This is a genomic window from Paenibacillus sp. T2-29 (assembly GCF_052921365.1).
Genome location: NZ_JBREVE010000001.1, coordinates 599,336 through 612,681 on the forward strand (window position 1 = coordinate 599,336; position 13,346 = coordinate 612,681).

Consider the following 13,346-nt stretch of genomic DNA (forward strand, 5'->3'; position numbering starts at 1 on the left):
TCCTGCATGTATCCGGCCATGGGCTTATTCAGCTAGAACGTACTGCACTTCACTATTAGCTTCTCGTAGCTTCTCGCCATTGCTTGAATCCAACTAGATTGTAAGTAGACTAGCAGTTAAAGCTTTAAATCTTTCATTCAGGTGTTCTGCAGTCTCAACCATTATTTTTTGTCCTATATCGTCAACATGTCTATTCTTCCAATCCTCAAGGGCTGTCCCCTTAACCCATTGATTAAAAGCACCAAGGGCTGGTCCGCAGTGTACTTGATAATCGACCCTGTTGTTTTTGTCCCCATTAATGGCAAGTCGGGTAGAATAAGTAAAGTACCATCTAAATATCAAGGCCATCTTACGTTTTGGGATTCTTTCAGCTTTTTCAATGATTTCAGCCGGGTAATAAGCTTTAATATCTTCATAGACTTGTTCGATACTCTTCTTAAAATATTTTTCTTCAATATAATGTTTGGTTTCTCTATCAATTTCATCTATGGAATTATAATTCCGGTAAAGATCATATAATTTATTCGCCCTCGCCGGGAAAAACACTCCTTTTTTCATAACCTGAACTTTTGCCCCCATTTCAAACATATCCCCTGCTGGAGCGTAGTCCGTATCCTGAATGTTTAATTGCTGGAGCAAATCTTTTACTTCATCACTCGTCCCTGCTTCAACCGTACATTGATTGATAGAACCCGTCATGATAAAATCAGCACCTAATATAAACGCCGCCGCTGCAGCTTGTGGAGTCCCTATTCCCCCCGCTGCCCCTACCCTTATGCTTTTATTGTATTTATACTTTCGAATCGCTTCATCCCTCATTTGAAGCATTAGCGGAACCAATACATATGCAACTGCATGGTCGGTATGCCCGCCTGAATCAGCCTCGACGCATAAATCATCGACCATGGGAATTTCCATTCCCATCATCGCCTCTTCCCGGCTGATCCTATTTTCCGCCAGCAGCTTATTTATAATATTCTGAGGCGCAGGACTCAGGAAGGCTTCAACAACCTCGGGTCTGGATACTTTCGCTATAATTCTGTTCTGTGGCGTTACGTTTCCCTTTGCATTCCGTCTCAGTCCCTTTAGCCTGTACCTAACCAAAGAAGGCGTGATACTCATAAACGCAGAGGCTTCAATATTTCTAACACCGTATTTTATGTACAAATCAACGATGTTATTTTCTATGTCCGGGTGGTCTGGCACATGAATAAGATTCATTCCATAGGCTTCGCCATGGTTCAATTCCTTTTGAATATACTTTATGGTTTCCTCCAGAGCATCAATCTTCACTCCCCCAGCTCCAAAAAATCCCATCATTCCTGCCTTTCCTGCTTTTACGACCATCTCTTTTGAAGAGATGCCCTTGTACATAGAGCCTATAAGATACGCATACTTAATTCCGTAATCTTGTTTAAATTCGCTATGCCCAAGAGACTCCGCCGTAAATCGTTTGCTGGATTCCAGTACGTCATGACCGGATTTTGTTCTGGGAGCCTGTCGCTTTTCGGATATCGATTCATCATTTCTCAACGTATCCTTCGACATCCTCTTCTGTACCTGTTCGTTCCGGTCTTCAACCTCTGTCACGATCAATGGCTCGGCTTCTCGTTGTATGGCATTAACCAATCCTGCCACAACATTTCCAGGCCCGATCTGAATAAACTGGGTTACACTTTTACCCATCAGATAGCGTATACTTTCCGACCATTTGACCGGGCTCACAATCTGGTTGATTAGCGTGCTTCTTAAATCCAGCTGCTTGTAGGGTCTGGCATGGACATTTGAAATAACGGGTATTTTGATTTTTGAGAATTCGAATGACGCCGCATAAGCCTCAAATTTCTGTCTCGCATTTTCCATATATCTGGAGTGAAATGCTCCACTTACATTCAAAACCACATAATTTCTGGCTCCAGCATCCTCAAAAATCGGTTTCGCCTGCTCAATCAGTTCCTTTGGCCCTGAAATGACAATCTGGCTGGGCGAATTATAGTTGGCAACATCGAGCTCTACTAATTTATTTTTTTCCATTACTTCCCGAAACACTTCTTCTTTCAAGCCTAAAACTGCCGCCATTCCGCCGCCAGCAGCCCGAGCCATCAGCTCTCCTCTTTTTTTGACCAGCTTCAAGCCGGTTTCAAAGTCAAACGCTTCCGCGGCAAATAAAGCATTATATTCACCCAAGCTATGTCCTGCAACATAGTCGGGTTTTCTTCCGGTTTCTCGTATTTTTTTCAGGTAACTTAAGGCATTTACGACAAATAGCGCCGGCTGGGTAAAATCCGTTTGTCCGAGTTGCTTGGCAGGGTCCTCAAGGCACAGCTTCTGAATAGAATAACCAAGAACTGCATCCGCTTGGGCAACCCATTCTGGAAATTCATCAAACAGTCCTTCGCCCATGCCTTTAACTTGAGCTCCTTGTCCAGGGAACAGATATGCGATCATTGATTTCCTCCTTGTTAGTAATGGATGCATATTAGTCAAATATTTCGAACAGACGATCCAAATTTTTTATGTCTTGTTGAAAAGGGGAGAGAATGGAACAAACACTTGCCTTTTTCTTGGGGCCAAAATTATACTTTACAAAATTAGCAAGCGTGCCCGAGGGGCCAAGATCAATATAAACAACCCCGTCACTATCTCCCAGACACTTTAGAGCGCTCTGAAATTGCATAGGCTTTCTAGTAACATCCCAAAGAAAATGGTTGTCAAGCCATGTCGTCTTCCCGCCGTACATAGATGAAACCATATTTATTTTAGGTTTTCTTATGGTCTTGAGCTTTAAGAACGCCGTATATTCCAATGCAATAGGGTCCATTAAGGAAGCATGAAAAGCATAATGTACTGGCAACCTTTGATAGATCATTTCATTTGCTTTCAAATAATGTTCAATCTCTGTCAGACCCTCGCAGCTGCCTGAAATGACAAAATGTGAGTCAAAGTTGATGGATGCCAGTTCTGAGTTGGTATTCAATATGGGTGCTTCGTCGTACAGACTGGGATTGCCAATGACGGCCAGCATGCCCCCTTTCGGACAATAGGCCTCCACCAACTGTGCTTGCTTGATAATACATTGAAGCGTGTCCTCATAGCTTATGCAGTCAGCCACAGCAACAGATACAGACTCACCCAGACTAGAGCCTAAAACATAATCAGGATAAATTCCCTTTTCCAATAACACCTGTGTGAGCGCATATTCAACCATGAAAATTGCAGGGTGAGTATATAGCAGGGTATCAAATTCTTCTCCCCTGCGACGCGTATCATCGTACAGCGTTTTTAATACAGAGCTGCCTGTAATATCCGTATGAATCTCATCCAACCTGGTCATCCATGTTCGGAAAACCGGGTTGGACATATATAATTCCTTTCCCATGCCGTAGTATTGCGAACCCTGGCCTGAAAACATAAAAACCACTGATCTGTCCATCCGAGTAACCCCCACAACGTATTGATCAGACTCTCCTAAGCAGTTCCTCTATCATTCAAAGTTCACAACAAATTGCGCACTAATTGCATTTGGGATGCCGTAGGATTGCTTTCGTTAAGAACATTCTCCATATGCTGCCTGATTGCAGGTTTGAATTTCGGTTCTGTGATGATATATAGCTGCCCTTTTCGGATGCCCTCAAAAATCTGATTGGCCACATCCTCCGGAAGTATTCCATTTTGGACAGCCTTGCGAGCCAATTCGGTAATAACTTGTCTTTCAGGTGGAAGATTGCCGCTCCCATCTGGCTTACGCAGCTCTGTCGGGCGGTTCCGCTCTGCATCCATGATTTGAGTACGAACGAATCCCGGACATACAACCGACACTCCCACATTAGAACCGATCAATCTGAGCTCCTGATATAACGTCTCAGACAGGCTTAAAACGGCATGCTTTGACGCGCTGTATATTCCATTTCCAGGACCGGACAGCAGACCGGCAATAGATGCTGTATTTACAATATGGCATGGAGTTTTTTGTTTCACCATAATAGGAACAAAAATTTCGGTGGCAAACAGAATTCCCCAAATGTTTACGTTGATTACCCACTGCCAATCTGCCACAGTATTCTCCCATAATAAGCGGCCTGTGCCAGCATCCACGCCTGCATTATTGAACAAAAGATGCACAGCGCCAAAGGTCTGAACTGTTTTTTGTGCTAATAAACGAATATCAGCTTCTTTGGAAATATCGGTCACAACGGAGAGGGTAGCTGCACCCATTGCTTTCAATTCTCGTTCAGTCCTTAGAAGAGCCCCCTCTTCAATATCCACCAAAACGACCTTCATTCCTTCTTTGACACATCGGTCTGCAATAGCTCGGCCAATTCCGCTGGCAGCCCCCGTAATCACGGCTACCTTATCTTTGAACTCCCTCATTTGTACCTCCGGATTATTCGTATTTTTCGTCAGACAGTGTTCAGTTCCCCAATTTTTGCTCAGAACGGAGAGGTCGGTAAGGGAATTCTGCGAACAGCTTGCCCCTCATGGAGCGCCTCCCACGTAATTCTGCCTCCCTGGGTCCAATACATAGCGATATTTTCCAGGTTCCTCTCCTCTAGAAGAATTTGAGAAACTTTCTCGCCTACTTTTCCTAAAAGGAGTGCACTTGTATTTGAATCCTCTCCGCCTTCCCCAATAAATATCGGAATAGACGCTCCCTCTGGCTCGTTACCCTTGCCGACGGATTCGATAAGCTCTCTCAGACCAGTGAGCAGTTCCTCTCGCGAGCTCGCTACGATTGCCGTCCGGCACTTCATCGCTTCGCGGCCTGTCTGAAGTGTGAAAGCCACATCATGTAAGGAAAGCTCGTTCTGCTGCTCCACATATTCAAGCAATTGACTCGCAAGAGCCTTCAATCGCTCCCAGTTTACGTCCGAGAGAACCACTACTTCTGTCTGATCTGCCCCTTTCAACTGAACAGCTTCTTTTGGCGAAGGAATGTATTCTTCCAGAATAAAATGGACGTTAGATCCCCCAGCACCGAAGGAGCTTACTGTTGCCCGCAACGGAAATTCCCGCGCTTCTCCTTCCAGCTCTATTACAGGCCGCTTCCATTCCTGAAGCTCCCGCTGCAGATAAAATGGAGTATTGCTGAAAGTAAGATTGGGATTCAGCTTCTCCGCTTTAATGGTGGGAACCAGTTTTCGATGCCACAATTGCAATATGGTCTTGGTTAGCTGCGATATCCCCGAGGCTGCTTCTGCGTGGCCTATATTGGATTTAACCGATCCCATGGCACAAAAGTGCTGCTCGTCCGTAAATTTCTGGAATGATTTTTTTAAGGCGACTAGCTCAATTGGGTCTCCCAATGTAGATCCATTGGCTGCTGCCTCTACATAGCTGACTGTCCGGGGGTGAATGCCGGCTTTCAAAAAGTTCTCTTCAACTAGTTGTGCCTGTGCATTGGGATTAGGGACCGTATACCCATTGCTGTGTCCTCCATGATTAGTTGCCGTAGATTTGATGACTGCTAAAATACAGTCTCCATCCTGTTCTGCCTTATGAAGCGGCTTTAAGAGAACTGCCCCAACTCCCTCCGCCGGAAGATATCCGTCTCCATCCGCAAAGCTTCGACTATCTTCATGGCTTCCGATCAAATTGTTCTGGCTGGATTCGATATATTTTTTGGGGCTTGTCAACAGATTCCCCCCGCCAGCTACTGCGATTTGGCACTCTCCTCTGATCAGGCTTTCACATGCCATATGGACAGCCACTGCAGAGGAAGAACTCATCGTATCAATGGATATGCTCGGACCCTGGAAATTGAAATAATGCGACATGGGGTTGGCGACAGCAACAGAACCAAAGGATGTGACCCGAGGGGCATCCGTATTTGTATCACAGTCGCAGTATTTATGATACGTAGCACCAACGTAGACCCCCACCTTGGACTGGTGTTTTTTCTGTAGCACCTCTCGCGTATATCCCGCACTTTCCAGCAGGCTCCATATCATTTCCAGGAAAAGCTGTTCCATTGGGTCCATCAAACTCACCTCATGAGGAGTCAGGTGAAAGAAAGAAGAATCCAACGGATTTATCCGGTTTAGGAACCCCCCCCATTTGCAGTAGGTTTTTCCCGGTTTATTTCTTTCTTTATCAAAGTAAAGATCGTGATCCCAGCGATCTGTGGGAACTTCGGTAATGCAGTCCTTGCCCTCTTGGAGATTTCTCCAGAATTCTTGAATATTTTCCGCTCCAGGATATTTTCCGGACACCCCGATGACAGCAATGTCCATCGCTCCTGTTCCTGTGACCGCCTCCTTAGGCTCTACTCGCACTGACGAAATGGGTGAGTGCCGAAATATTGGAGAGGGAGCTTTTGCATGTTCTACGATGCCAATGGATTTCGTGCTGGCTCCCGCAACTAGCTCTTGTTCAGCACCAAACAAAGCGTTCAATTCATCCCAGTGTGATTCCAGGAAGTAATCCGTTAAACTCTGGATATTTGGATATTCAAACAGTAAGGTTCTGGACAGTGATCCAAACGTTTCTTCCAGTTGATCGGTTATTTCCATAGACTTTATGGAGTCAACTCCATAGTTCTCTAGGTTTTTATCCTCTTCAATGCGTTGTTCCGGCAGTCCGGTGGACGAGGAAAGTAAGCCCTTTAGATACCCTGTCGTCTGATCACGCAGCCGCCCTTCTCTAGGCAGGGATTTTGTCTCATTGGCTACAGAAACCGTGTCAGCTATTGCACTTACAGTCGCTACCTGATCCAGACCAAACAAAGTGCTTAATTCGTCTCGGTGAGATTCCAGAAAATATTCGGTTAAGCTTCGGATATTCGGATATTCAAACAATAGCGTTCTGGACAGTGATCCAAACGTTTCTTCCAGCTGATCGGTTATTTCCATAGACTTTATGGAGTCAACTCCATAGTTTTCCAGGTTTTTATCCTCTTCAATGCGTTGTTCCGGCAGTCCGGTAGATGAAGATAGCAAGCCTTTTAGATAACTTGTCACCTGATCACGCAACTGTTCTTCTCCTGGTCGAAGTTCTGTACCCATTGCTGCCGTGGCGGTGGCGGCTTTTACACCTACAGTTACTGCCTGCTCCAGACCAAACAGAGCGATTAATTCGTCTCGATGAGATTCCAAAAAATACTCGGTTAAGCTTCGAATATTCGGATATTCAAAAAATATCGTCTTCGACACCTGATCGAACGTCTTCTCCAACTGGTCAGTCAGTTCCATGGACTTGATAGAATCCACCCCGTAATTTTCCAACGGCGTATCCTCTTCAATTCGATATGCAGGCAGTTCGATTGACGAAGACAGCAAAGTCTTCAAGTAATGGGCCGTCTTTTCACGCAGCAGATGTTCATCTTGGACGGACACTACCTTATTTGCTGAGAAGAGAACCATGTTGTCTTCTGATCCGAGTCTCTGATCTCGGGCTGCTTCTCCGCTTTCTTCAAGCTGTCCTTCCATAATCATCATTCTGCTGATCAGCTCAATGTCTCCTTCTACCACCATCGCTTGATTCGATATGCAGGCTATACTTTGATACAACGCACTAATACCAGTCTCTGTCCTCATCGCAAACATACCTACATTCTGCAAGGCCTTCTCCGTCTCCTGGTCAGGCCGCATTCCGCCTTCTTTCCATAGCGGCCAATTGATCGACAGCGTTTTGCCCATACGCTCCCAGGAGGATACCAAGGTATTACGATACCAAGCATATGCATCCATGAACGCATTCGCGGTAGCATAGTCAGACTGACCCGCATTTCCGCCCACTCCCGCAGCTGATGAAAAAAGGATAAAGAAATCTAGGGGCATGTCCTTACTGGCCTGATCCAAATGGGCTAGGCCGGCCACCTTTGGCGCCAGTACTTCCCTAAATTCTGCGCTCGTCTTTTTGATGATATAGTTATCTTTGATAATTCCAGCACTGTGCAGAATGCCATTAATTCCGCCGTATGCCGTTTGGATGTCCTCAATCAGGCCAACCACCGCTTCCTTCTGCGTAACATCCACCTGTCTATATTCCACCTTGGCGCCCAAAGCCTTCAATTCTTCCAATGGGGCCAGCTTGTCCTCGTCCAGCATGGAACGCCCCGTCAGAATCAGAGTTGCATCCTTGGTCTGACGCGCAATTTCTTTGGCAAAAATAAGACCCAGGCCTTTGGCACCTCCAGTAACCAGATAAACTCCATGATCTTTCCATGGAATTTGTGGTATCGACGGCATTTCGACCTTGTTCCAGGCAGGAATCCAACGTTTGCCTTCTACAAACCGGATGCGGCTGTCCTCTGGACGCCGACTGCTCGATCTTAATATTTCAATGAGTCTTTCATTTTTCTCCATTTCCCCTACTTCAATCAGTTGCCCATAGAACTTTGGATTCTCCTTATGAGCTGTTTTGAGTAAGCCGCACAGCCCGGAGAAAAGTAGCTTTTCATTTCCAGACATCATTACAATTTGTACCAACACTTTGCCTTTAGGCTTGTTAATCAGGATACCTTGTATTTTCTCAAAGACCTGAACAGCATATGTTTCAAAGCGTCGGTCGACCTCCTCCATGCGGGCTTGTAGGGTGATACATTCCGCGCCTGTCAAGGAAGCCTCGACATGTAACGCAGCTATGGCATCTGTCTCACAAAGTATGACCACATGCCGTTCGTAGTCGGTTGTTATGGTTTCCTCCCCAACCGCCTGTTCTTTCCAGAATGGCTGCAGCATCATTGCACCGAGCGGTTGCTCACAAGTCTCCGCTTCCTTGTAGGAGACCCCTTTTATGCGCACACAGATTCTGCCTGCCTCGTCGCACAAATCAATGTCAAACTTGTGCGCCCTATGATCAATCTGGTTTCCTCTTCCATGCCGTACCAACGCCCACATGTCGCTCGGACACTCCCGAAATATTTGAAGCCTGTCTATCGCAGTCGGCAGTATTTTTTTCCGAGAGTCAATGCCGGTGAACCGCATAATATTTTCATTATTCGAAAGCAGGTATAACGGCATTTGCAGGGCAGCACTTGTTATGAAGGGATGCACAACAAATAGGCCTTCAGTATTTGCAATACCGGAAGGCAGTGATAGCTTGGCCAGTACCAAGTCCTGACCTATATAAACTTGCTCAGCGGACTGGAATTCCGAACCGTAGTTAACTTCAATCGTCCGCAGTGCTTCATCGTCTCCCCCATGTGAAATACGATCAATGCACTCCATCTGCAAAGCCTGAATATCTAATGTTTCCGTTCTACTTAAAGCCTCCAGCTCGGCACTTCCCTCGCTGTATATGACAGGATCGCCTGCTTCGGTTCGTGTGCTGTAAATCTTAAAATCAATTCCACCTTGATCTCCCGGAAAGAGTCCTATATGTATTTCCGGCCGATCTCCTATGACAGGAGTATGTGTCCATACCATGTCTGTGAGTGTGATGCCTGCCTGACCCTTCTCCTGTACTGTTAACGACTGTTCAACCGCTGCCCGTGCCATTTCAAGACATGCTCCATCTGACAGGACAAGTCTTCCGTCAACGACGGAGCTATTCAGATAAAACTCCTGACCGTTAAAGGTTGAGCTAAATCTTTGCTCAGAAAGAACGGAGGTGTTGTGATGCAGCAAGGGGTGCAGATATGCTGGAGCGACACCAGCGGGCTTTTCTTCATCTACTGATATCCAGTAGCGTTCCCTAGCAAAGGGATATGTGGGCAAACTGATGCGGAAAGGCTGGATATCACTGTAGAGTCTGTTCCAGTCAACGTGCACACCCTTGACCCACAATTCCGAAATTCTGCCGTATTTCTCTGCTAGATTCCAGACATCAAAGGATTCATCCAGCGCTTCTTCCAGCTGAGCTACATCCAAGCTCTCCTTGTCCCGCTTGGCCTGTCCCCGATAAAGCTGTGCAATATCCCGTCTTCCCCCATTGAATTCCCGCAGTTTGTTCCTAAGTTCCTCTACTGACTGAACGACCACGGCAAGACGCTCATCCATCGCCTCACGCCCCATTTGCAAGGTGTAAGCCGCATTCACCAGGTCGTTATCTGAGAAGACATTTTTATCAATTGCAGCAGTCAACTGAACAGCCTGCTCTTTCAATGCTTCATCACTTTTGGCCGACAATATAATGACAACCGGCTTTTGCGGAGTAGAGACAGCCTGTTCTGCCGGAATGTATTCTTCTAGAACGATATGGGCATTAGACCCTCCGGCTCCGAAGGAAGATATGCCTGCAATTCTAGGGTATTCCCGTTGCTCGCCGTTTTTCTCCAAAATCGGACGTTTCCATTCAGCAAGTCCCTGCTGAACTGTAAATGGCGTTTTGGCAAAGTTTATATTGGGGTTCAATTCTTTGGCATGCAGGCTTGGGACAATTTTTCGGTTTTTCATTTGCAGAATAATTTTAGCGATTCCCGCAATCCCTGCGGCCGCCTCTAAATGGCCTATGTTTGATTTTACCGAGCCAATCGCACAGAACCCTGTATCCTGTGTATCCTTCTTGAAAGCCTGGGTAAGTCCGGTAATTTCAATAGGATCACCGAGTTCTGTCCCTGTACCGTGAGCTTCAATATAACTGACTGTTCGAGCATTGACGCCTGCTTTATCCAAGGTTTCTCGGATCAATTCTGCCTGTGCTACCGGATTAGGCACGGTATACCCGTTTGTTTTTCCGCCATGATTGATACTAGTTGCCCGAATAACCGCATAAATATGGTCCTTATCGGCAATGGCACGAGATAAAGGTTTGAGCAGCACAACACCCGCACCTTCACCAGGGACAAATCCATTTCCTCCTTCACCAAAGCTCTTGCACCGTCCCTCTGGCGATAGCATTCGCATTGTGCTTAGAAAAACATAGTTGGAAGGATGAAGATATAAGTTGACTCCTCCTGCAATGGCAATCTCGCATTCTCCGTTATGGATATGCTCACAGGCCTCATGGATTGCAGTTAATGACGATGAGCACATGGTATCGACCGAAAAGCTAGGTCCCTTCAGATTCAAGAGATACGATATTCGATTTGCTACCGAACTGAAGGATGTGCGAGGAAAGATTGGTTTGCCTTGCTCCCACAGCTTGGGTCCGTATAAATTGAAGCCTGTTGCGGTAATGCCTGCAAAGACGCCAATTCGCCCATTATATTGCGCTGCAAGCTGATCTCTGCTGTATCCAGCATCCTCGAAGGTCTTCCAGCATTCTTCCAGGAATATCCGCTCCTGAGGGTCCATACTCATAGCTTCCCGAGGAGATATATTGAAGAAAAGAGGATCAAAATCTGCAAAATCCTCCACAAATCCCCCAGATTTGCTATAGCTTTTGCCCTTCTCCACAGCTTCCTTTATGTTAGGAGAGTAAAATCCTTCCCTCTTCCAGCGATCTGCGGGGATTTCTGTAATACAATCTTTGCCCTGTTGTAAATTGCTCCAGTATTCCTCCATATTTTTCGCTTGTGGAAATCGTCCGCTCATGCCAATAATGGCTATTTGTTCGTGTTTTACACTGCCTGTGTCTATAACTGTCCTACTGGCATGATGGTTTTCTTCCTTTGGTAGAGTCGGCAATGATAATTCGCTATCAGTATGCAAAGATGCGGGGACGAAGTTTTCTTCCGGCTTTAGCGGTCTTCCAAGTCCTGTCCACCGTACGCATTCCTCATAGTAGTCAGCAATAAAATATTCCGCTACCGCTTCCAACGTCTGATATTCAAAAAACAGGGTCATCGAGATTTCACCAAAAACTCCTTGAAGCTTTTGGTTGAGCCTTGTAATCATGATGGAGTCTATGCCGTAGCTCTCCAAAGGCTCACTGACATCAATCTTTTCAATGCTCAGCTTAGTCACTTCTCCAAACAATACTTTAAGCTGGTGCAAGGTTTTTTCCAGAAGCAGCTCAGGATTTATCGGTGAAGAAGCTGTCTCTTCAATATATAATTTTTCCTGTGGCTGAGGCTCCAATAGATGCTTCCGCAATCTAGGCAAATCCCCTTCTATCACTAGTACCTGCTTCTGGCCAGAGGCTAGGCTATCATATAATGCCTTGACGCCGTTTGCAGTTTGCATGGCCACCATGCCAATACTTTGCCAAGCCATCTCCGTTTCGGCATCCGCATGCATTCCTCCATCCTTCCAGAGCGGCCAATTGACCGACAGCGTCTGCCCTTTGCGTTCCTTGGAAGAGACGAGGCTGTTTCGATATAAGGCATAGGCATCCATAAACGCATTTGCTGCGGCATAATCGGCCTGACCAGGATTGCCCATAATCCCTGCGATGGATGAGAAGAAAATGAAGAAATCAAGGTCTAGCTCCTTCGTCGCCTGATCCAGGTTGACCAATCCGGCTACTTTGGGAGCCATTACTTCCTTGAACTCTTCCTGCGTCTTATGAATAATAAAACGATCCTGTATCACCCCTGCACTATGGAGGATGCCATCAATCCCCCCATGCTCCTCTCGGATCTTTAGGATCAGTTGCGAGACCTCTTCCTTTCGGGATACGTCCGCTCGTTTGTACTCTACGCGGGCTCCCAGTGCTTTCAATTCCTCCAATATGGCCTGCTTGCCTTCGTCAAATATTGAACGCCCTACCAGGACTAGCGTTGCTTCTTGGACTCGCCGGGCGATATCTCTCGCAAAAACAAGCCCTAAGCCTCCTGCACCGCCCGTAATCAAATAAATCCCCCGATCCTTCCAGGGCACTCTTCCCGGAGTTTCAGGGGCTTTCATTTCGCTCCAGCTGAGAGTCAGACGTTTACTGTTCTCATACCGTATCCTTTTGTCTTTGGGGTATTGGCTGTTCTCTTTTAATTTCTCAACGATCTCTTCTAAACCTGTAGCTTCCAATTCAACGAATTGCCCTGCGATTTTTGGGTTTTCCTTTTCGGCTGTTTGCAGCAATCCCAAAAGCCCAGCAAAGAGCTGCTGTCCGCTTTGGGAGGAAGCAACAATCTGTACCAGCACGTTGCCCCTCAGATTCTCTTTGAGAATCATTTGCACTTCCACAAGCAGTTGAAGAGCATAGCCCTGAAACCGTTCATCCATGCCGGTTTGACCGGCATGGAGCTTGATGCATCGGGTTCCTTTTAAGAGCGCTTCAATGCTTCGCTCCGAGATATGATCGAGTTCGCAAAGCACCACCAGATGTTGGCTAAATTCAGGGAGAGTCGCTTTTTGGAGTGCAGCTTGCTCTTTCCATGAAGGCTCAAGCATAAGAATTCCTGTATTCGCCAGGGCCCCCGCCTCGGCCCCTGCTTTGCTTTGCAGGGTACCGTGTGAAGCCATTTGAGCTTGAACTTGGCGTATTCTAAAAATAGCCTCCTCTTTCTGCATCCGTCCGCTTTTTACCTCGCCCAGAATATTTTGAAAAAAGTCCTTCATCTTCGATTGCCTCCCAGCATGTAGAAA

General features: G+C 46.3%; 4 protein-coding genes. All 4 read right to left on the reverse strand.

What is annotated here, in order from left to right:
• Positions 1–93: 93 nt before the first annotated feature.
• Complete coding sequence (fabD, locus tag ACU1JV_RS03230) at positions 94–2,448, reverse strand: ACP S-malonyltransferase (RefSeq protein WP_413986626.1); 2,355 nt, start codon at positions 2,446–2,448, stop codon at positions 94–96.
• Between the two features lie 31 nt (positions 2,449–2,479).
• The gene (locus ACU1JV_RS03235; RefSeq protein WP_040103370.1) at positions 2,480–3,433 is read right to left on the reverse strand and encodes an acyltransferase domain-containing protein; all 954 of its coding nucleotides are present in this window, start codon (positions 3,431–3,433) and stop codon (positions 2,480–2,482) included.
• A 62-nt stretch (positions 3,434–3,495) separates the two neighbouring features.
• Complete coding sequence (locus ACU1JV_RS03240) at positions 3,496–4,371, reverse strand: SDR family NAD(P)-dependent oxidoreductase (RefSeq protein WP_413986627.1); 876 nt, start codon at positions 4,369–4,371, stop codon at positions 3,496–3,498.
• Positions 4,372–4,430: 59 nt separating this feature from the next.
• Positions 4,431–13,319: an SDR family NAD(P)-dependent oxidoreductase gene (locus tag ACU1JV_RS03245; protein WP_413986628.1), complete on the reverse strand. Its 8,889-nt coding sequence runs from the start codon at positions 13,317–13,319 to the stop codon at positions 4,431–4,433.
• Positions 13,320–13,346 lie beyond the last annotated feature (27 nt).

Bases quoted from the DNA above. Each gene is read 5' to 3' on its own strand.
- ACU1JV_RS03240 (WP_413986627.1), bottom strand. From the start codon at position 4,371: ATGAGGGAGTTCAAAGATAAGGTAGCCGTGATTACGGGGGCTGCCAGC.
- ACU1JV_RS03245 (WP_413986628.1), bottom strand. From the start codon at position 13,319: ATGAAGGACTTTTTTCAAAATATTCTGGGCGAGGTAAAAAGCGGACGG.
- fabD (WP_413986626.1), bottom strand. From the start codon at position 2,448: ATGATCGCATATCTGTTCCCTGGACAAGGAGCTCAAGTTAAAGGCATG.
- ACU1JV_RS03235 (WP_040103370.1), bottom strand. From the start codon at position 3,433: ATGGACAGATCAGTGGTTTTTATGTTTTCAGGCCAGGGTTCGCAATAC.